This window comes from Dolichospermum sp. DET69 (assembly GCA_017355425.1).
Classification (GTDB): domain Bacteria; phylum Cyanobacteriota; class Cyanobacteriia; order Cyanobacteriales; family Nostocaceae; genus Dolichospermum.
This window is the reverse complement of record CP070233.1, coordinates 573,424-596,793: the sequence shown is the minus strand read 5'-3', so window position 1 is coordinate 596,793 and position 23,370 is coordinate 573,424. Positions and strand designations below refer to the sequence as shown.

The window sequence follows — 23,370 nt, the reverse complement described above, 5'->3', positions numbered from 1 at the left end:
TATCGCACCTTTAGCCTTTATGGGGTTGACACATTTCCATAAAAATGGTATTAGATACCAGGAAATTCTAATTTTGTGTTCTCCCTTACTTATTAGATTATCACATCCTTAATTAGTAATGGGTAATTGGTGATATGAATTCAGGAGTCACCGAATCAGGAGTCACCGAATCAGGAGTCACCGAATCAGGAAGAAGGAAGAAGGAGTCACCGAAGAAGGAAGAAGGAAGAAGGAGCGTCCCGGAGGGATATAGGAACGAAGGACACGAAGAAAGAAGGAAGAAGATCACTCTGCTCCCTGGGTCTAACTTAACTTGCAGCGTCTTTCTTTTTCCCTCTAGAGGTTGTTGATTTAGTAGTAGTTGACTTAGTAGTTGATTTAGTGCTTTTGCGAGGAGATTTTGTAGATGCTTTGGCGGAAAGTAATTCGATAGCTGTCGATAACGTGATATTTTCTACTGATTCACCTTCAGGAATACTGGCATTAGTTTTCCCATGTTTAATGTAAGGTCCATAGGGTCCATCATAGATATTGACTGGGGAATCATCTTCTGGATGTAAACCCAACTCCCGTAAAGCTTCTTTGGACTTACTCTTGCTGGACGCACGCCCTTTTTTGGGTTCTGCCAATAATTCTAAAGCCCGATTTAAAGAAATTGTCAAGACATCATCTGTAGATTTTAGGGAACGGTAATCTTTTCCCTCTTTCCCTTGATCATGGACAACATAGGGGCCAAATCGTCCTAAACTAGTTTGGATTTTACCACCAGTTTCTGGGTGAGTTCCCAAGGCACGGGGGAGGGATAATAAACCAACAGCCATGTCTAAAGTGACTGTTTCCGGTGTTACACCTTTGAGTAAAGAAGCTTGTTTAGGTTTGGGATTTTCTTCAGTTTTATCGCCTAACTGAACGTAGGGACCATAAGTACCAAGTTTGATATAAATTGGTTCTCCAGTTTCCGGGTGACGACCAAGTTGGTCTGGTCCGACGGTTTTTTGTTTGAGGAGAATTTCCACCTGTTTGGGGTTCAGGTCAGCCGGTGTGAGGTTTTTGGGGATAGAAGCTGTAATTACTTCCTCACCATTGGTAACTTCGATGTAAGGCCCATATTTACCAATTCGGACTTTAGCATCTAAATTTTCTAGTTGTACAGTTCTGGCTTGACTAGCATCAATTTCGGTTTCTCGTTCCCTGACTAAAGTTTCTAAACCTTTTTCACCAAGATAAAATTTCTTTAAGTAAGGTAGCCATTTAGCTTCACCTGTGGCAATTTCATCCAAGGTTTGCTCCATTTTAGAAGTAAAACTGGGATCAACAATATCGGGAAAATGTTTTTCCAGTAAATCAGTCACAGCAAAAGCGGTGAAAGTGGGAACTAGGGCATTATTCACCAGTTGGGCATAATCTTTATCAATGATTGTGCCAATAATGCTGGCGTAGGTACTAGGACGACCAATACCTTCACTTTCTAAGGTTTTAACGAGAGTTGCTTCGGTGTAACGGGCGGGAGGTTGGGTTTCATGTCCTACCGCTGCGAGTTCATTACATTGAGGATGATCTCCAACTTTAAGAGCAGGTAAAATTACTTCTTGATCTTCTAAAGCGGCTTCAGGATCATCAGAACCTTCTACATAGGCGCGGAGGTATCCTGGAAAATCTATGCGCTTACCAGAGGAACGAAAACCAGCGTCTTCCACTTGAATCTGCACAGTAACTTGAGTTTGGCGAGAGTCAGCCATTTGACAAGCGACAGTGCGTTTCCAAATCAAGTCATATACAGCAAATTCTCTTCCACCTAAACCGGTTTCTTGGGGCGTGCGGAAACTGCTACCAGCGGGACGAATGGCTTCGTGTGCTTCTTGTGCGCCTTTAGATTTGGTTGTGTATTGTCTTGGTTGGGGACTAAGATATTCTTTCCCGTATTTTTGTTCTACACAATTGCGGGCGGCGGTAATCGCTTGATCGGATAAATGCACCGAATCTGTCCGCATATAGGTAATATACCCTTGCTCATACAAATTCTGGGCAACCCGCATGGTATCCCGTGCCGTCAAGCGCAATTTGCGGTTAGATTCTTGTTGTAGTGTGGAAGTAGTGAATGGTGGTGCAGGTTTGCGGGTGACAGGACGTTCTTCCATCTCTGTCACTGTCCAAGGTTTTCCTTCTAGGCGGGTTCTTAGGGCTTCGGCTTCGGCTTCGTTGAGTAAGACGACATTGCGACCTGCGGTAATTCTGCCCGTTGTTGAGTCGAAATCGCTGCCTGTAGCAACTTTTGTGCCTCCTAGAGCTATTAGCACGGCACTGAAAGGAGTTTTTTCTTGCTCAAGAATGGCTTTTAAATCCCAATATGTACCTTCATGGAAGGCTCTGCGTTGTCGTTCTTTTGTGACTAATAATCTGACTGCTACAGATTGCACTCGCCCAGCGGATAACCCCCAGGCAATTTTTTTCCACAGCAGCGGCGATAGGGTATATCCTACCAAGCGATCTAAAATCCGCCGGGTTTCTTGGGCGCGAACTAACTGCTCATCAATGGTGCGGCAGTCCTTCAAAGCTTTTTGAATGGCTTCTTTGGTTATTTCATGAAATACCATCCGCTTTGTCGGCACTTTAGGCTTGAGCAATTGGTATAAATGCCAACTAATGCTTTCCCCTTCCCGGTCTTCGTCTGTGGCCAAAATCAGTTCAGTTACGCCTTTGAGGGCTTCTTTTAGCTGAGTGACAATTTTCTTTTTGTCTTTGGGGACAACATAAATTGGTTCAAAGTCGGCTTCTACATTTACCCCAAGCTGCGCCCATTTTTCCCCTTTGACGGCGGCGGGAATTTCACTGGCCGACTGGGGAAGGTCACGGACATGACCCATTGAAGCTTCTACCACATAGTCTTTTGGTAGGTAGTTGCGAATGGTACGCGCTTTTGTGGGAGATTCGACGATAACAAGAGTTGACATGGAAATTTAAAAAGAATAATAGCTATGCAGCTAAATAGTTAAGTTGGGTTAATTTTTGCGAAATGTCAAGATGAAATATCACGCCTCAGCAGTGATTGTATACTTACACAAACTACCCTATGGGGAGAATTTTTTCTCAACTTTAGGCGCAGTGGTGCTTTTAAGCATGGGAGCAGCCACCTTTAAGAGTCAATTGTTAGTTGTTTCCATCTTTAACTTATCTAGCGCATAGTTGGCGACTATAGTTTGTAAAATATCCCTGGAATTTAATAGTACAAGACTCACAGTTGTTAAAGATTAGGGAAATATAAATAATTTAAAATTAGCTTAATTTTTCTAATTTGCCATTTTTTTCGGGTGTTGTGTCAAAATTAACTTATACGTGAAGAAGTGCTAAAATTATATAAATTACACCTGCAAACTTGATTACAAGCGTCTTAATACTTAGACACCCTAATAATAGAAGATAAAAAAAGCACAGCCTGTTTTCATTAACCGCTATGGATGTTTTTGCATTGCACAATATGCTTCTTAGTCTAAGAGGATGTTTGAAAAGTATCAGAATTAATCGAGATCCCCCCAACCCCCCTTACAAAGGGGGGCTAAATTCCTCAAAGTCCCCCTTTTTAAGGGGGATTTAGGGGGATCTGAAAATATTTGATACACCATAAGATACTTTTAAAACATCCTCTTAGTCTAAAGTCCAGTTACCCAGAAAATTTAATTATGAAAGAAGTAACTGCCAATTATGATGAATCATGGAAAGAAGCACTAAACGAGTATTTTGAAAGCTTCTTAATCTTCTTTTTTCCTGAAGTCCATCAATTAATTGATTGGAGACAAACCCCTCGTTCTCTTGATAAAGAACTACAGAAAATTACGGCTTCATCAACCACAGAAAAACGTATTGCTGATAAACTGTATCAAGTTTTGTTACTTGATAAACAAGTGATTTGGATATTGATTCACATTGAAATTCAAAGTCAATATGAAGTAGCTTTTGGTGAACGAATGTATGTTTATAATTATCGTTCCTTTGATCTGTATCACAAACCTGTGGTTAGTCTAGCTGTTTTAGGTGATGAAAGTAATAAATGGCGACCTAATACTTATAGCTATGCCATTGGCGGGTGTGAAGTTAGTCTTAAATTTCCCATTGCTAAACTGCTTGACTATGAATCGCGTTGGCCAGAATTAGAAACTAATACCAATCCCTTTGCTATCATAGTCATGGCACATTTAAAAACTAAAGCAACCACTGGTAATTTATCAGAACGGGAGCAATGGAAATGGACATTAGTTCGCGGACTTTATGAACGAGGATTAAATAAAGAGCAAATTGTGAAACTCTTTAAAATCATTGACATGATGATGACATTACCTGAGCAATTACAGCAAAAGTTAGTGAAGAAAATTAACAGTTTTGAGGAGGAAAGAAAAATGCCTTTTATCAGTCCTACAGAACAAATGGCAATAGAACGCGGTAAAGAGATTGGTAAGGAGATTGGTAAGGAAATTGGTAAGGAGATTGGTAAGGAGATTGGTGCGTTACAGAATGCTCGTAATTACATCAAAACTGTTTTGCAAGCTCGACTAGGTGAGGTTTCTTCAGAGATTACAGTATCTCTATCTCAGGTTTCTAATCTATCTATTTTGGATGAAATGCTGAAACTGGCTGTAACAGTTAATTCTTTGGATGATTTTAAACAGGCTTTAGAATCAGCAACATTGAAATAATTAATTATTGACATGATGATGACATTACCTAAGCAATTACAGCGAAAGTTAGTGATCGTCAATGGGTCGGTATTGTCGGGGTAAAGCAAAAGCTCATTGGTGTCAACTTAATGTTAAATGGGCGGTTAAAAACTACGGATGCCATCATTGAGGTGACAGGTTTAACTAAATCCATAACCCGCCAGGGAATGAATTCCCTGTCTAATAGCAAAAGTTGTCTTTTGATGACTGAAAATATCCCCAGTTTACTTGAGTAAACTTTGGTTATTAGCCCGGAAATTCATTTCTGGGCGGGTGTGGAAGCCAACAGATCAGCAATTTCTAGCCTAACCATTCGACTGACTCACGGCAAGATTGACATCTTTGAGCATTGCTAAACCCTTAGAGGATGAATGAACAAGTTTTTAATGTATAAATTAACCCCTCTTGTAAACCTCTCCCCGCACCCCTCCCTGACCCTCCCCTACAAGGGAGGGAAAAGGAGCAGCTTTTATGATTGGAGAGGCTTTGAAACCCCCCTTCCCTCTTAGGGAAGGGGGGCAGGGGGGTCTCACAAGGGTAGGTTTTTTACATTGTCGTGAGGGCAAGACTTGGAAGACAAGGCAGACAAGGTGGCAAGGGAGGAAAAGCGGACAAAATAAACCATAAACTGAGTATTTTGTGGATAAAATCCACCTTGTCTACTATCCTTCCTTGTCCTCCTGGTCTTGCCTTTACAGAAAATATTAAAAACCTACACCTGTCAGGGCAGGGGGGTTAGGTTTTTGGAGATTATCGGTTTCATCTAATACTTTTCAAACATCCTCTAAAGTCCAGTTACCCAGAAAAGTTAATTATGAAAGAAGTAACTGCCAATTATGATGAATCATGGAAAGAAGCACTAAACGAGTATTTTGAAAGCTTCTTAATCTTCTTTTTTCCTGAAGTCCATCAATTAATTGATTGGAGACAAACCCCTCGTTCTCTTGATAAAGAACTACAGGAAATTACGGCTTCATCAGCCACAGAAAAACGTATTGCTGATAAACTTTATCAAGTTTGGTTACTTGATAAACGAGTAATTTGGATATTGATTCACATTGAAATTCAAAGTCAATATGAAGTAGATTTTGGTGAACGAATGTATGTTTATAATTATCGTTCCTTTGATCTGTATCACAAACCTGTGGTTAGTCTAGCTGTTTTAGGTGATGAAAGTAATAAATGGCGACCTAATACTTATAGCTATGCCATTGGCGGGTGTGAAGTTAGTCTTAAATTTCCCATTGCTAAACTGCTTGACTATGAATCGCGTTGGCCAGAATTAGAAACTAATACCAATCCCTTTGCTATCATAGTCATGGCACATTTAAAAACTAAAGCAACCACTGGTAATTTATCAGAACGGGAGCAATGGAAATGGACATTAGTTCGCGGACTTTATGAACGAGGATTAAATAAAGAGCAAATTGTGAAACTCTTTAAAATCATTGACATGATGATGACATTACCTGAGCAATTACAGCAAAAGTTAGTGAAGAAAATTAACAGTTTTGAGGAGGAAAGAAAAATGCCTTTTATCAGTCCTACAGAACAAATGGCAATAGAACGCGGTAAAGAGATTGGTAAGGAGATTGGTAAAGAGATTGGTAAGGAGATTGGTGCGTTACAAAATGCTCGTAATTACATCAAAACTGTTTTACAAGCTCGACTAGGTGAGGTTTCTTTAGAGATTATAGTATCTCTATCTCTGATTTCTAATCTATCTATTTTGGATGAAATGCTGAAACTGGCTGTAACAGTTAGTTCTTTGGATGATTTTAAACAGGCTTTAGAATCAGCAACATTGAAATAATTAATAGTCCTGGCCAATTATATTCGCCCTTTTATCCTAAAAATGGCTGAATTGTTGGATTCTCTAGGTCAGGGTTTAGCTCATGCTTTACCCTTGAATGTACTGGGAAAGATACCATTAATGCGATCGCTATCTCACTCACTCTCTATTAAACCGCGATCGCATGACTATTTTACTAAAAAATCAAGTTATTTTGATTATCTATTGAATCTTGAAATGCTTGTTTTAATTCCTCTACACTACTGCCTTGAAATGTAATCACATCTCTAATATTAATAACTTCGCCGTGAAAAATTTCAGCTTCATGATCAAATTCTACGATTGATTCGTAATTTTTAGTTTTTTTATACTTAATATTATCGTTTTGGCACAATTATTTACAAAAACCAGGTTAATTTTATTACATATACACTTACTAACGGTTTGATTGCTGATGAATTGTACCTTAACCCAGCCCTAGAACAAGTAGGACTGTATCTGAAAGATTTTGCAATACCTTGTCCATTTAAAAAAATATCCTAACTGGTCGCATAGATATAGAGCTTGACACTTGTAAGTATTTGTGTCACACTTGTGCTAGTATAATCTTCAAATAAAAAGTGTTACAAGTTGTGACACATCCTATCGCTTTCAGACATCATTTTAATCCCAATAATTAATCAAATCCATGAATACTGTACTCAATTCTGCCCTGACGCTGACATATAACCAACTCAGCACCTTTGCTGGTTTAGAGAAGTTCTGGCAGGTTTTTGATACCGCTTTTGGTACACAATACAACCGCAGCGGTGCGGAAATTCTGCGTTTACAGTGGCTATCTGGTGATTTTGGTCAACTTCCGCAAATTGAAATTCTTGATAGTAACATTCTTGGCGGTGCTAATGGGGCTTATGCTAGTAGCAATAATAAGATTTATTTATCAGCTAATTTTCTCGCAACTTCTACAGCAGAAACTTTGGTTGGTACGCTGTTAGAAGAAATTGGACATTTTGTGGATGCTCATATCAATCTCAGTGATAGTGCTGGAGATGAAGGGGCGATTTTTGCTGAGTTGGTACAGGGTTACAGTCTGGATACTCAGACTTTACAGGCTTTGAAGGCTGAGGATGATCACGCGACTATTACGGTAAATGGGCAATTTATTCAGGTAGAACAGCAGAATTTTACGGGAACGTCAGGTAATGACAATATTACGGGAACATCTGGAGATGATGTCATTCAAGGGTTAGGCGGTAATGATACACTTTCTGGACAAGGAGGAAATGATCAATTATCCGGGGGATTAGGTTCTGATATACTAACAGGAGGCACTGGTAAAGATCAATTTGCCTTAGAATATTTCTCTGATTCTTCTTCTGCTCAAAATCAAGATATAGTTAGTGATTTTATCAAGGGAGAAGACCAAATTGATGTCAGAACTATTGGTATCAGTGACTATAACACTATCTTAGCTCTGACCAGTGATGATATTGATGCTAATGCCTTAATTACCACCCGTTATTACAACTATTACGCGGATGGTTATTATCGCCTCAAAATCAATGGTATTAGCAAAACTCAACTGCAAGCCACTGATTTTAATTTTAATACCACAGTTGTAAATGACACTTTCACCGGAACTTCTTATCGGGATGATTTGTTTGGTGGTTTCGGTAATGATAGCCTCCAAGGAAATGGAGGTGATGACCGTTTATTCGGTGAACAAGGAGATGATAAATTATCCGGTGGTTCTGGTTCTGATACCCTGTATGGGGGTGCTGGTAAAGATCAATTTGCCTTAGAATATTTCTCTGATTCTTCTTCTGCTCAAAATCAAGATATAGTTAGTGATTTTATCAAGGGAGAAGACCAAATTGATGTCAGAACTATTGGTATCAGTGACTATAACACTATCTTAGCTCTGACCAGTGATGATATTGATGCTAATGCCTTAATTACCACCCGCTATTACAACTATTACGCGGATGGTTATTATCAACTAAAAATCAATGGTATTAGTAAAAGTCAACTACAAGCCACTGATTTTAATTTCAAGACTGCGGTTGTCAATGACACTTTCACCGGAACTTCTAATCGGGATGATTTGTTTGGTGGTTTCGGTAATGATAGCCTCCAAGGAAATGGAGGTGATGACCGTTTATTCGGTGAACAAGGAGATGATAAATTATCCGGTGGTTCTGGTTCTGATACCCTGTATGGGGGTGCTGGTAAAGATCAATTTGCCTTAGAATATTTCTCTGATTCTTCTTCTGCTCAAAATCAAGATATAGTTAGTGATTTTATCAAGGGAGAAGACCAAATTGATGTCAGAACTATTGGTATCAGTGACTATAACACTATCTTAGCTCTGACCAGTGATGATATTGATGCTAATGCCTTAATTACCACCCGTTATTACAACTATTACGCGGATGGTTATTATCGCCTCAAAATCAATGGTATTAGCAAAACTCAACTGCAAGCCACTGATTTTAATTTTAATACCACAGTTGCAAATGACACTTTCACCGGAACTTCTTATCGGGATGATTTGTTTGGTGGTTTCGGTAATGATAGCCTCCAAGGAAATGGAGGTGATGACCGTTTATTCGGTGAACAAGGAGATGATAAATTATCCGGTGGTTCTGGTTCTGATACCCTGTATGGGGGTGCTGGTAAAGATCAATTTGCCTTAGAATATTTCTCTGATTCTTCTTCTGCCCAAAACCAAGATATAGTTAGTGATTTTATCAAAGGAGAAGACCAAATTGATGTCAGAACTATTGGTATTAGTGACTATAACACTATCTTAGCTTTGACCAGTGATGATATTAACGCTAATGCCTTAATTACCACCCGTTATTACAACTATTACGCGGATGGTTATTATCAACTAAAAATCAATGGTATTAGTAAAAGTCAACTACAAGCCACTGATTTTAATTTCAAGACTGCGGTGGTTGATGACACTTTCACGGGAACTTCTTATCGGGATGATTTGTTTGGTGGTTTCGGTAATGATAGCCTCCAAGGAAATGGAGGTGATGACCGTTTATTCGGTGAACAAGGAGATGATAAATTATCCGGTGGTTCTGGTTCTGATACCCTTTATGGGGGTGCTGGTAAAGATCAATTTGCCTTAGAATATTTCTCTGATTCTTCTTCTGCCCAAAACCAAGATATAGTTAGTGATTTTATCAAAGGAGAAGACCAAATTGATGTCAGAACTATTGGTATTAGTGACTATAACACTATCTTAGCTTTGACCAGTGATGATATTAACGCTAATGCCTTAATTACCACCCGTTATTACAACTATTACGCGGATGGTTATTATCAACTAAAAATCAATGGTATTAGTAAAAGTCAACTACAAGCCACTGATTTTAATTTCAAGACTGCGGTGGTTGATGACACTTTCACGGGAACTTCTTATCGGGATGATTTGTTTGGTGGTTTCGGTAATGATAGCCTCCAAGGAAATGGAGGTGATGACCGTTTATTCGGTGAACAAGGAGATGATAAATTATCCGGTGGTTCTGGTTCTGATACCCTTTATGGAGGTGAAGGAAGCGATACGGCTGTTTATTCAGGTACTTATTCCCAATATCAAATTACCAGTTCAGGAGGAGTATTTACCATTACCGATTCTGTCAATAATCGTGATGGTATAGATACATTATATGGAATTCAAAAAGTACAATTTTCAGATCAAACCATAACTATTACTGATAATGATGGTTTACCAACCCTCTCCATTAATGATGTAACTATCACGGAAGGAAATAGCGGTACAACCAATGCAGTGTTTACCGTCACCCGTTCTGGTACTGCTAGTCAACCTATCACTGTTAACTATGCCACTGCTAATGGTACAGCAACAGCAGGTACCGACTTTACTAACACTACTGGTACTCTCACCTTTGCCACAAATGAAACTACTAAGACTATCACAATACTCATTCTTGGTGATACCAGTGTGGAGGGTAATGAGACATTTTTTGTTAACCTGAGTAACGCCACAAATGCCACTATTGCCGATACTCAAGGTCAGGGTACTATCAATAATGATGATGTAGCTCTACCCACCATTACCCTAGCAGTATCTCCAACCAGCGTCACCGAAGATGGTACAGCTAACCTAGTTTACACTTTCACCCGAACTGGAATTACCACTAATGCTTTAACTGTCAACTATGGCATCACTGGTACAGCCGATAGTACCGACTATATAGGTGCAACACCAGGAACAGGCAAAACTATTACCTTTGCAGCTAATTCAGCCACAGCCACTTTAACCATTGACCCCACAGCCGATACAATTGTTGAAAGTAATGAAACTGTGGCTTTAACTTTGGCAACAGGAACAGATTACACCATTGGGACAACAACAGCCGTCATAGGAACTATTACTAATGATGACTTATTACCTAATCTTAACCTCAGTGCTAACCAGACCATAGTTGAAGGTAATACCAACCTTCAAAACGTTACTTATACCGTTACTCTTTCCAGCACTAGCACCCAAACTATTACTGTCCAATATGCCACTGCTAACGGTACAGCCATAGCAGGATCAGACTATACCAGCACCAGCGGAACTCTCACCTTTAACCCTGGTGTTACCAGTCAAGTGATCAATATTCCTATTCTCAATGATTCCATAAATGAAGCTAATGAAACATTTAGCCTCACCCTTAATTCTCCCACTAATGCCAGCTTGGGTACAAGCCAAACTGTAACTACAACCATAAGCGATACCCTCAGCGCCGCTGCTACCACTACTCTACCAACCAACGTCGAAAACCTCACCCTCACAGGAACAGCGGCTATCAATGGCACGGGTAACGCAGGTAATAATGTCCTTACTGGTAATAGTGCCAATAACACCCTCTCAGGTCTCAATGGTAATGATACATACTCCTTTGTTGCTAATAGTGCCTTGGGAACTGACACAATTACGGAAACAACAACAGGGGGTATTGATAATCTTGACTTTACTGGGACGACTCCTGCTGTCAATGTGAATTTGGGTGTTGCAACTTCACAAACGGTCAATAGTAATCTTAAACTGATTCTCTCTGCTAATAACGTCATCGAAAATGCGACAGGTGGTACAGGAAATGACCGTCTAACAGGTAATGCTCTAAATAATACCTTAAATGGCGGTAGTGGTAATGACCAACTGCAAGGGTTAGGAGGAGATGACAGTCTTGGGGGAGGAGCAGGTAATGATATTCTCAACGGTGGAATCGGTAATGATAGCCTCTGGGGAGGACTTGGTGATGATGTCCTGACGGGCGGAGTTGGTAATGATCAATATCTGTTTCAAAGTGATAGTGTCTTTAGTACCAGCTTAGGCGTTGATTACATTAGCGATTTTGAAGCAGGAATTGATCAGATTGTATTAAGTAAAATCACTTTCAATGCCATTACTAATACTGTCGGACAGGCTTTAACTGACTTTGCAGTTGTTAGTGATGATGAATTTGTCAATGCTAGTAACGCTCGTATTGTCTTTAGTCAAGGTACGGGAAGTCTGTTCTATAACCAAGACGGAAACGTTTTGGGTACAGGAACAGTGTTTGAATTTGCCCGTTTAGGTAATCCTGATATCACCCTCAGTAGTAGTAATTTCAGTTTGATTGCTTAATTTGCTGCTATAGCTGTCTTCCGCAAAATCCATAACCCGCCAGGGAATGAATTCCCTGTCTAATAGCAAAAGTTGTCTTTTGATGACTAAAAATCCGAAAATATCCCCAGTTTACTTGAGTAAACTTTGGTTATTAGCCCGGAAATTCATTTCTGGGCGGGTGTGGAAGCCAACAGATCAGCAATTTCTAGCTTAACCATAGCTTTTGCCCGTTTAAGTAATGCTGATATTACTCTCAGTAGAGACTTGTCAAGCTATGTAAATTGTTCACTATTCCCTGCTAACAATACTTATGGGGTATGCAGCGCTATAGCCGATTTTATCATCAACGTAGGGGTTGAACATTGTTCAACCCAGTAATCTTCAATAACACCGACAAACTTTGGGCAAAATGATATTCTGTGCGATGATTACAAAGATATTTTATTTAGAGAACTACACAAAAAAGATGATCCAATTTTGTGGGATGGGCATCTTGCCCGTCCTTATATTATTAGGGGACCAGATGCCCGCACCACAAGAAATTTTGGGATATTTTTTTTAATTGGAAGTCTCTTAATTAAAAAAATTGAGAAACGCAATGATAAACTTAGCATTAGTACAACAGGAAATTTGTGTGATACTATTAAGGTAGTTGGAATTCGTTTGAGCAAACAGTAATGATAACTGAATACATTGCCAAAGCCATGCAAAAGGCAAACTATGAGTTGCTAGAAGACGGTACTTTTTACGGGGAAATTCCTGATTGTGAAGGTGTGTGGAGTCAAGCCAACACCCTGGAATCCTGTCGAGAGAACTTGCAAGATGCTTTAGAAGGCTGGGTTATCGTGGGAATCCGTTTGGGTCATCAATTCCCCGTGCTTGATGGTGTGGGCTTAAATTCACTACAAGAGGCTGCCTGATGCCTACTTGGAAAGCCATAAAATGGCGGGAACTGGTTATTTTTCTTAAAGAAGCAGGCTTTGAAGGTCCTTATTCAGGTGGTAAACATCAATACTTGGTTAAGGGAGTAAAGAATAGGACATCAAATCTTCAGACATCTATTGACATTTTCCAACAATAGGTTCATAATATTAAATATATACGAGAGTTTTGTAGTTAATTTAAAGTCAATAAATATTTTGAGTAACTGTAATGGTTCCGAATAGACTTGAATGGCTACAAAGAAAATAAACCTTTCCTTAGAAAACTTGGTAGTTCTAGAGAAAATTTGGGTATTGAACTCGTTGATAGACAATCAAGAGCCTTAGAATTATGTTCTAAGGCCATGTGGGATACCACCTTCACTAACTCAGTTGGTGATGTTATACTAGCTTCACTAACTCAGTTGGTGATGTTATACTAGATATTCACGATATCTCAGATGTCGGGGAATGTCTCGGTTAAAAGTATCAGAACTCAAACTCACGATTCCTAATCCTCATGAGGCCGACATTAGCATAGGTTTATTGAGCAAAATACTAAAACAAGCCCATATTAACAGAGATGAATGGGAAAAATTATAGTGCGATCGCCGTCAAGTATCTCGTTTAACAGTTCTAAGGTTAGTCCATTTGCCTGAGCTTCTGCCCCTAAATCCGCCGATATATTTTTTAAACGAAGATTTTTAATCTTTACCAAATCTTCATAATCATTCATCGAAATAATAGCCACATAATTGCGATCATGTTCCTTAACAAGAATGGGTTCTTGTTGGGCGCTATCCATAATGTAAGCAAAATCTTCCTTTACTTCTGAAACTGAAACTTGTCGCATTTACATTTTGTTTGAGAAATAACTCTGGTCATTGTAACATACCCTGTAGGGCGATAGCGAAGCCTCTAACATAAAACATAAACAAAGATTCTAAATTGCGATAGCGAAGCGCTGCTGCAAGCAGTTCGCTTTTCATTATGGAGAAGTTGATGTTATATTTGTCGTAATTATAAGGTCGTGTCTTTTGTAGGAATAACTTAGTATGTCTACCTTATCTAAACAAATTTTACAAACGGTAGAGGTATTACCGACGGAAGATCAGTATCAGGTGTTAACTTTTGTAGAATCTCTTTGGAAAAAACGTCAGGAAGCAATCACTACGTCTCTAAAAACAAATTCCTCCTCGTTTTTTGAGGTAGCCCAAGATTTGATTGGGGCAGGGGAGGGGCCAAGCGATCTTTCAACAAATCCTGATTATATGCAGGGCTATGGCCAGTGATGCACTATCAGGTAATTGTTGACACAGGGATTTTACTGGCTTTAATTGACCGCAATGATGGCCACCATACTTGGGTAACAGAACAATTAAAGGAAATTGCTCCCCCATTACTAACTTGTGAAGCGGTGATTTCAGAAAGTTGGTTTTTGTTACAACGAGTAAAAAGGGGGCGAGAAATTTTGCTGCAATTGTTAGCTCAGAAACAGATCATTATTCAGTTTGATTTGGATGCGGAGTTGGTGACAGTAATGACATTATTAAGTCGCTATCAATCAGTACCAGTTTCTTTAGCAGATGCCGAATTAGTCCGAATGTCGGAGCTATACCCTAGCAGTCTGATTTTTACTCTCGATAGCGATTTTCTCGTTTACAGAAAGAACCGCGATCGCCCAATTCCTTTGCTTATGCCTCTATTAGATGCTTAAATATGATTCTAGATATTGTAAAGTGCGTTACTTAACGCGCCTTTTTGCTTGTAATTATGATTAGTTTGTAATTATTATGCGCTACGCTAATACATCCTACTGTTACTATTTTAAAAAAAATTTAGTGCGATCGCTTGCCCATCCTTCATCCCATAATATTGCTACTCGAAACATGGAGTGAATCATGAAAGCAATTATTGAAGTAGCCAAGCGTGGTTCTGCAATCCGAGCCGCTCGTCAACAAATTAAAGACTCCGAAATTGGAAAGCCAGTAAATTTTAGACTTTCATTTGAATCTACAAAATCACTTTTTAGCGAGCTAACGCCTGCTTGACTTGATTTGCTTGATACTTTAAGCAAAACAGGTCCATGCAGTATTTACGCGCTGGCAAAAACAGCCGAAAGAAACTATTCAAACGTACACACAGACGTAAATCGCCTGGAAGAACTCGGATTAATTGAACGGACAGAAGAAAACAAAATATCTGTACCGTTTGAAGCCGTTGAAATATTCATGCCACTAGCGAAAGCAGTATGAGAATTTGAAAAAACGGCGAAGGTCTTTCAGAAAAATTGCCCCACTCTGAACAGTTCAGTTATGTACTCTACTGTTTATTTTGAGTTATTGCGGTACATTTGCGGATAGGTGACGTACCCCACACACTCCCTTTCAGGTGAGTGTGGGCTTCTCAGTGACTCCTCTATGAGGACATTAACTGAGCTTTAAGACCGTGCGCCCCACGGTTCTTTGGTTTTGAGATTTGTTTTTTGTTTTGTAGGCTGCATTTGGAGCATTTAATTGGACTACACCTACTCTGGTCATAATAACATAAAATCAATATTTTGTTCGTTTCGTCGCTGTAGCCTTCTTTGTTTTCGCTACGCTTAAATACAATTTGGGCTACGCAACTCAACTCACGCGCATTCATCCCACGCTCCGGTATAGTGAGACGTGGGGCTTCTTGCTGTTAAGCTAAAATCAAATATATAAATTTCCAACTGTTAAAGATAGAAAGATCAATGCAATTTTAGTCAAGAAGTATAGATAGAATAAACTTGTGTTATCCCTAATGTTTAATCGCTAAAACCTATATATCTCATGGATTTTGCTAATTTTGCATCCCAGTTAAATGCTGGAACGATTTTACCAGAGGGAATTGTCATTGTTACCCTCTTGGGGGTTTTGATTGTTGATTTGATTTTGGGACGGACATCTGCGCGCTGGATTGGATATCTAGCGATCGCTGGTTTAACAGCCGCGATTATTGCTCTATACTTCCAATGGGATACAACTAATCCCATAGCCTTCACTGGTAGCTTTAACGGTGATGACCTGAGTATTATCTTTCGCGGTATCATCGCGTTGTCAGCAATGGCGACAATATTAATGTCCATTCGCTACGTCGAACAAAGTGGTACGGCTTTAGCCGAATTTATCGCCATTTTGATGACTGCGACTGTGGGAGGAATGTTTTTGTCCGGCGCTAATGAGTTGGTGATGATTTTCATCTCTCTAGAAGCCTTGAGTATTTCCTCTTATTTGTTGAGCGGTTATACAAAACGTGACCCCCGTTCCAATGAAGCAGCACTGAAATACCTCTTGATTGGTGCTTCCAGTACGGCGGTATTTTTGTATGGTGTCTCACTGCTGTATGGTTTATCCGGTGGACAAACAGAACTAACTGCGATCGCTCAGGGTATTGCTACAGCTAATGTAGGTCAGTCTCTAGGTTTAGTAATTGCTCTGGTTTTCGTAATTGCGGGTATTGGCTTCAAGATCTCCGCTGCACCCTTTCACCAATGGACACCGGACGTTTATGAAGGCGCACCCACCCCAGTTATTGCCTTTTTATCCGTCGGTTCTAAAACAGCAGGATTTGCCCTCGCTATTCGCTTATTAACCACTGTCTTTCCTATTGTGGCTGATGAGTGGAGATTTGTCTTCACCGCTTTGGCTGTGCTGAGTATGATTTTGGGTAACGTCGTTGCTCTAGCTCAAACAAGCATGAAACGGATGTTAGCTTATTCATCTATTGCCCAAGCTGGGTTTGTGATGATTGGCTTAATTGCGGGAACTGATGCCGGTTATTCCAGTATGATCTTCTATCTACTGGTATATCTGTTTATGAACCTGTGCGCCTTTAGCTGTGTGGTATTGTTCTCTCTGAGAACCGGAACAGACCAAATTTCTGAATATTCTGGTTTGTATCAAAAAGACCCACTCTTAACATTGGGTTTGAGTATCTCCCTGTTATCTTTGGGTGGTATTCCCCCATTAGCCGGATTTTTCGGGAAGATTTACCTATTTTGGGCAGGTTGGCAAGCTGGACTTTACTGGTTAGTATTACTCGGTTTAGTTACCAGCGTGGTTTCCATCTATTACTATATTCGGGTAGTGAAAATGATGGTAGTCAAAGAACCCCAGGAAATGTCCGATGTAGTCAAGAATTATCCTCAAGTTCGGTGGGATTTACCAGGACTTAGACCTTTACAAGTGGGGTTGGTAGTAACTTTAATAGCTACTACTATTTCTGGAATTTTATCCAATCCTTTGTTTACTTTGGCTAATAATTCTGTTACTAACACTCCTATGTTGCAAGCAGCAAAAGTTGCCAGTACACAAGCTAGTGTTATTACAAATCAACAGTCACAGGAATTTTAAGTTATTCCTAAAATAATGGGTAATTGGTAATGAAGCTGATCTTCAATGTCCAATTACCCATTTTTATGATTAAAAATATCCTAACTGGTCGCATAGATATATAGCTTGACACTTATCAGTATTTGTGTCAAACTTGTGCGTGTATAGTCTTTAACTAAAAAGTGTTACAAGTTGTGACACATCCTATTGCCTTCAAACATCATTTTAATATCAATAATTAATTAATTAAATCCATGAATACTCTACTCAATTCTGCCCTGACACTGACCTATAACCAACTCAGCACTTTTTCTGGTTTAAACAATTTCTGGCAGGTTTTCGATACTGCTTTTGGTACGCAATACAATCGCAGCGGTGCGGAAATTCTGCGTTTACAATGGCTATCTGGTGATTTTGGTCAACTTCCGCAAATTGAAATTCTTGATAGTAATATTCTTGGTGGTGCTAATGGGGCTTATGCCAGTAGTACCAATAAGATTTATTTATCAGCTAATTTTCTCGCAACTTCTACAGCAGAAGCTATTAGTGCGGTTTTGTTAGAGGAAATTGGGCATTTTATTGATGGTCAAATTAATCAAATAGATACTCTAGGAGATGAAGGGGAAAAATTCTCAGCATTGCTGCGGGGACAGAATTTAACAACTCAAGAATTAGGCAGAATTAACACAGAAAATGATTGGGCAAATATTACTGTAGGAGGTGAACAAGTTGCTGTAGAGCAAAATACACCAATTGTTTTAACAGTGACAACAACCGCAGATCAAAATGATGGTAGTGCTACGGGTGGGTTATCTTTGCGGGATGCGATTTTAATAGCCAATGCTAATACAACCAATGATTACGTTATTGAATTGCAGGGAGGACAAACTTATTCATTGAGTATTAAGAATACTGCTTCACTTAATAATGGAGGAGATGAGCAAGAAGCAGTCAGAGGTGATTTAGATATTTTAGCCGGTGGAAAAATCACCATTAAATCTGTTGGCACTCAAAAAGCAATTATTGACGCAACAAATTTAAAAACAAGTTTTGCATCAGGCTTTGGAGATTCGGCAATTGATGTCAAAGAAAATGCCTATTTTATTTTGAATGGTGTGACTGTTACTGGCGCGTCTATAAGTGCAGTTTTTATCGCTGATACTAGCACCGCAGAAATTAGTAATAGTCTCATTACTAATAATACCATCACCGTCGCATCTGCTGGTTCTGATCTTAACCCCAATGGGGGCGGTATTACAAATTATGGAACTCTACTTTTAAAAGACAGCACTATTAGTAATAATAGTGCGGCTGGTTCGGGTGGTGGTATTTTCAACAACAGTGGATTCAACAACAGTGGAACAGTAACCATTACCAATACAACTATTAGTAATAATAGTGCTGAAAAAAGTGGTGGTGGAATTTCCAATGGTGATGGTATTTACTCTTATACGGGGGGAACTATTACCATAAATAATACTACAATTAGTGGTAATAGTGCCAAAGAAAATGGTGGCGGTATTTTCAATGGTGATGGTTTTTCCTATGATACGGAGGGAATTATTACCATGAGTAATACTACAATTAGTGGTAATAGTGCTAAAGAAAATGGTGGCGGTATTTTCAATCAAGAAAAAACTTATCTCAATAATAGCACTATTACTAATAATACTGCTGATTTAGACAGTAATAATAACGGCACGGGTGGCGGAATTTATAACCTCGATGATGACTACAATCCAGGAGAAGTTTACACCAAAAACACCATCATTGCAGGTAATTTTGACACAGGCATTTACAATCCTGATATTTATGGACCAATTAACGGGAATAATTTCAACTTAATAGGCAACATAAATGGAGCAAGTGGCACAATAGGCACAGGAACAGATATTGTTAAACCCAATATTCTCCTTGGTCCTCTACAAAATAACGGTGGTACAACCCAAACCCATGCTTTATTAGATGGAAGTCCAGCGATTAATGCGGGTAAAAATAGTCTAGTTCCCTTAGACACGAAGGATCTTGATGGTGATGGAAATACGACTGAAACCATTCCTTTTGATCAACGCGGAACGGGTTTTTCTCGAATTGCAAATAATCTTGTTGATATTGGTGCATTTGAGTTTCAAGGAATCCCTTCTCCTATTATCAAAATCAATAATATTTCTATTGTTGAAGGGAACAGTGGCACAAAAACGGGAACTGTAACAGTTACATTAAATGCCGTAACTGATAAGACAGTGACAGTTAATTACACAACAGCTAATAATAACGCTATTGCTGGAAATGATTATACAGCTACCAGTGGTCAATTGTCTTTTGCACCAGGAGAAACCACTAAAACCATTAATGTGAATATTTTGGGAGATAATATTGCTGAGGCTAATGAAAGTTTCTTTGTTAACCTTAGTAATCCCACGAATGCCATAATTGATCCCAATGCTGGATCAGGAATTGTCACTATTACCGATGATGAACCCCATCCTATCATTTTGGGAGGTAATTCACTACCCAATCCAGCTATTACCCTAACTGTAAATACAACCGCAGATCAAAATGATGGTAGTGCTACGGGTGGGTTATCTTTGCGGGATGCGATTTTAATAGCTAACAGTGATATAGCAAACCAATACATTATCAATTTGACAGGGGGAACAACCTATAGTCTCACTGCCTTTTCTCTCACTGATACCAAGGGGGGAGATTTAGATATTCTTGGTAATGTCACCATTCAATCAACAGGAACTCAACCTGCCACAATTGATGCTAGTGGTTTGACAAGCGCAGATCGTGTTTTTGAGGTGTCTAATTACTTAAACTTGAGCAATATTGTAGTCAAAGGAGGATTAACAACTGAAGATGGTGGTGGGATTTATATTCGCTCGAATGCTACAGCCTTATTATTCAACACAACTGTAAAAAACAATTCCAATTCATCGTACTTCTCGGACGGAGGAGGAATATTCAATGGTGGTGTATTAGCTTTAGTCAACTCAACTGTTGCTGATAATAAAGTGGTTGGTTCTTCTACCTACGGTGGTGGTATCTATAATTCTGGTCAAGCTATTCTGTTGGGAACAACGATTAAAAATAACACTGGAAGTTCAGGAGGTGGTATCTATAGTGTCGGAACCTTAACCATCAGCACTAGCACTATTTATAACAACATTGGTGCGGGAATAGAATCTTCCGATTCTACAATTAACTTAATTAACAGTACAGTAAGCGGTAATCAAGCTTACAATGGTGGTGGAATTAAGGCAAGTGGTGGAGTAGTAAATGTAGTTAATAGTACGATTACTCAGAATATAAGTACCAGTTCATACGGCGGTGGAGGAATTTATACTAGTAACTATAATGGCGCTACTGTTAACCTAAAAAATTCAATTGTTGCTGGAAATATTGGCACATCTCCTGATATTGAGGGCAACGTTAATGGCAATAATAACAACCTAATCGGCAATCTTTCAGGAGCAAGTGGCACAATTGGCACAGGAACAGATATCGTTAACGTCAATCCTAAACTTGGACCATTACAAGATAATGGTAATGGCATTTTTACTCATGCACTACTTAGCGGTAGCCCAGCAATTAATAAAGGCAATAACGCCTTAGTTTTAACAGACGTTTTTGATATTGATTTTGATGGCAATAATAGCGAAAATATCCCCTTTGATAACCGAGGCAGTGGATTTACCCGAATTTCCAGTGGTACAGTTGATATCGGGGCATTTGAATTTCAACCCGCCCCTAACCTCAATCTCAGTATTAATGATGTTACCTTAACTGAAGGCAACAGTGGGACAAAAAACGCCACCTTTACCGTTACCCTTTCTGGTGAAACTTTCCAACCTGTCACCGTTAATTATGCTACAGCTAATGGCACAGCTACCGCAGGAAGTGACTACACAGCCACAACGGGAACATTAATCTTTAATGTTAACCCTGGAGAAACCAGTAAACAAATTACTGTTCCTGTCCTTGGAGATAGTTTATTTGAAGGGGACGAAACCTTTTTTGTTAACTTGAGTAACGCCACAAATGCGAGTATTGCAGATGCTCAAGCTCAGGGTACTATTACTAATGATGATGTGACTCTTCCCACCATTACCCTAGCAGTATCCCCCACCAGCGTCCTAGAAGACGGTACAACCAACCTAATTTACACTTTTACTCGTACCGGAAGTACCACCAATGCCTTAACCGTCAACTATGGCATCACTGGTACAGCTAATACTAGCGACTACACTGGTGCAACACCAGGAACAGGCAAAACTATTACCTTTGCTGCTGGTTCGAGTACCGCAACCTTAACCATAGACCCCACAGCCGATACAATTGTTGAAAGTAATGAAACTGTGGCTTTAACTTTGGCAACAGGAACAGATTACACCATTGGGACAACAACGGCCGTCATAGGAACTATTACTAATGATGACTTATTACCTAATCTTAACCTCAGTGCTAACAAGACCATAGTTGAAGGTAATACCAACCCTCAAAACGTCACCTACACAGTTACTCTTACTAGCGCCAGTAGCCAAAGCATTACCGTCCAATATGCCACTGCTAACGGTACAGCCATAGCAGGAGCAGACTATACCAGCACCAGCGGAACTCTCACCTTTAACCCTGGTGTTACCAGTCAAGTGATCAATATTCCTATTCTCAATGATTCCATAAATGAAGCTAATGAAACATTTAGCCTCACCCTTAATTCTCCCACTAATGCCAGCTTGGGTACAAGCCAAACTGTAACTACAACCATAAGCGATACCCTCAGCGCCGCTGTTACCACTACTCTAACAACCAACGTAGAAAATCTCACCCTCACAGGAACAGCGGCTATCAATGGCACGGGTAATGCGGGTAATAACGTCATTACTGGTAACGGTGCCAATAACACCCTCTCAGGTCTCAATGGTAATGATACATACTCCTTTGTTGCTAATAGTGCCTTGGGAACTGACACAATTACAGAAACGGCAACAGGGGGAACTGATACTATTGATTTTACGGGAACAACTGCTGCGGTGAATGTAAATCTAGGTGTCACCACATCACAAACAGTTAATAGCAATCTCAAACTCATTCTTTCTGCTAATAATGTGACTGAAAATGCTACAGGTGGCACAGGAAATGACCGTCTCACGGGTAATACACTGAATAATATTCTCAGTAGTGGTGATGGAAATGACCAACTGCAAGGCTTAGGAGGAGATGACAACCTTTGGGGAGGAGTTGGTAATGATATTCTCGACGGTGGAACCGGTAATGATACCCTCTGGGGAGGACTTGGTGATGATGTCCTGACGGGAGGAGTTGGTAATGATAAATATCTATTTCAAAGCTCTAGTGTCTTTGCTACCAGCTTAGGCATTGATTACATTAGCAACTTTGAAGCGGGACTAGACCAGATTGTATTAAGCAAAATTACTTTCAATGCCATTACTAATCTTGCAGGACAGGCTTTAACTGATTTTGCCGTTGTCACTGATGATGAATTTGTAGACGCTAGTAATGCTCATGTTGTTTTTAGTCAAAATACTGGCAGTTTGTTCTATAACCAAGACGGAAACCTTTTGGGTGCAACAGCAGTGTTTGAATTTGCCCGTTTAAGTAATCCTGATATCACCCTCAGTAGTAGTAATTTCAGTTTGATTGCTTAGTTTGCTGCTATAGCTGTCCGATTTGATTTACGCTATAAGCTACAGATGGCTTATTTGTTTGGCTGACAGACCCGCCTGGAACTGAAGTTCCAGGCTAATAGCTAAAGTTTACTAAAGTAAACTAAACAATTTAGGATTTACGCATTGACAAGATTCCCCAAATATGTAAAGTGAATTTTATCCCTTGTAGGGGCTACGGTGTACACACATCTCTAGACAGGATGCTAAACCTTATCTGATCCCCCTAAATCCCCCTTAAAAAGGGGGACTTTGAAGAATTTAGC

Annotated in this window: 13 protein-coding genes and 1 pseudogene; 12 read left to right on the top strand and 2 right to left on the bottom strand. The window is 39.6% G+C overall.

Annotation, left to right across the window (positions count from 1 at the left end):
* Positions 1-308: 308 nt before the first annotated feature.
* A complete protein-coding gene (gene topA, locus EZY12_02890) occupies positions 309-2,951 on the bottom strand; it encodes a type I DNA topoisomerase (GenBank protein ID QSX68664.1) in 2,643 nt (880 codons plus the stop codon).
* 726 nt (positions 2,952-3,677) lie between these two features.
* On the opposite strand from topA, the gene EZY12_02885 reads away from it, so the two are divergent.
* The 7 genes from EZY12_02885 to EZY12_02855 all read left to right on the top strand — a co-directional run bounded on the left by EZY12_02885 (position 3,678) and on the right by EZY12_02855 (position 13,499).
* Positions 3,678-4,688: a hypothetical protein gene (locus tag EZY12_02885; protein ID QSX68663.1), complete on the top strand. Its 1,011-nt coding sequence runs from the start codon at positions 3,678-3,680 to the stop codon at positions 4,686-4,688.
* 835 nt (positions 4,689-5,523) lie between these two features.
* The gene (locus EZY12_02880; protein QSX68662.1) at positions 5,524-6,522 is read left to right on the top strand and encodes a hypothetical protein; all 999 of its coding nucleotides are present in this window, start codon (positions 5,524-5,526) and stop codon (positions 6,520-6,522) included.
* A gap of 42 nt (positions 6,523-6,564) precedes the next feature.
* Positions 6,565-6,780 carry a hypothetical protein gene (locus EZY12_02875; protein QSX68661.1) on the top strand — a complete coding sequence of 72 codons (216 nt, stop codon included), beginning with the start codon at positions 6,565-6,567 and terminating at the stop codon, positions 6,778-6,780.
* Between the two features lie 409 nt (positions 6,781-7,189).
* Positions 7,190-12,154 carry a M10 family metallopeptidase C-terminal domain-containing protein gene (locus EZY12_02870; GenBank protein ID QSX68660.1) on the top strand — a complete coding sequence of 1,655 codons (4,965 nt, stop codon included), beginning with the start codon at positions 7,190-7,192 and terminating at the stop codon, positions 12,152-12,154.
* A gap of 659 nt (positions 12,155-12,813) precedes the next feature.
* Complete coding sequence (locus EZY12_02865) at positions 12,814-13,056, top strand: type II toxin-antitoxin system HicB family antitoxin (protein QSX68659.1); 243 nt, start codon at positions 12,814-12,816, stop codon at positions 13,054-13,056.
* A complete protein-coding gene (locus EZY12_02860) occupies positions 13,056-13,217 on the top strand; it encodes a hypothetical protein (protein ID QSX68658.1) in 162 nt (53 codons plus the stop codon). The genes EZY12_02865 and EZY12_02860 overlap by 1 nt, the downstream gene beginning before the upstream one ends.
* An 87-nt stretch (positions 13,218-13,304) precedes the next feature.
* Entirely contained in the window at positions 13,305-13,499 is a 195-nt protein-coding gene (locus EZY12_02855; GenBank protein QSX68657.1) for a hypothetical protein, read from the top strand.
* Between the two features lie 131 nt (positions 13,500-13,630).
* Here the strand turns inward: EZY12_02855 and EZY12_02850 are convergent, their stop codons facing one another.
* Entirely contained in the window at positions 13,631-13,909 is a 279-nt protein-coding gene (locus tag EZY12_02850; GenBank protein ID QSX68656.1) for a type II toxin-antitoxin system Phd/YefM family antitoxin, read from the bottom strand.
* 202 nt (positions 13,910-14,111) lie between these two features.
* On the opposite strand from EZY12_02850, the gene EZY12_02845 reads away from it, so the two are divergent.
* The 5 genes and pseudogenes from EZY12_02845 (at position 14,112) to EZY12_02825 (ending at position 23,086) form a co-directional block, all read left to right on the top strand.
* Positions 14,112-14,348, top strand: a complete 237-nt coding sequence (locus tag EZY12_02845) for a hypothetical protein (protein QSX68655.1) — start codon at positions 14,112-14,114, stop codon at positions 14,346-14,348.
* Entirely contained in the window at positions 14,348-14,773 is a 426-nt protein-coding gene (locus tag EZY12_02840) for a PIN domain-containing protein (protein ID QSX68654.1), read from the top strand. The genes EZY12_02845 and EZY12_02840 overlap by 1 nt, the downstream gene beginning before the upstream one ends.
* Before the next feature lie 184 nt (positions 14,774-14,957).
* Positions 14,958-15,311: pseudogene (locus EZY12_02835) on the top strand (MarR family transcriptional regulator).
* A gap of 561 nt (positions 15,312-15,872) precedes the next feature.
* Positions 15,873-17,435 carry an NAD(P)H-quinone oxidoreductase subunit N gene (locus EZY12_02830; GenBank protein QSX68653.1) on the top strand — a complete coding sequence of 521 codons (1,563 nt, stop codon included), beginning with the start codon at positions 15,873-15,875 and terminating at the stop codon, positions 17,433-17,435.
* A gap of 233 nt (positions 17,436-17,668) precedes the next feature.
* Entirely contained in the window at positions 17,669-23,086 is a 5,418-nt protein-coding gene (locus EZY12_02825; protein QSX68652.1) for a hypothetical protein, read from the top strand.
* Positions 23,087-23,370: the final 284 nt, after the last annotated feature.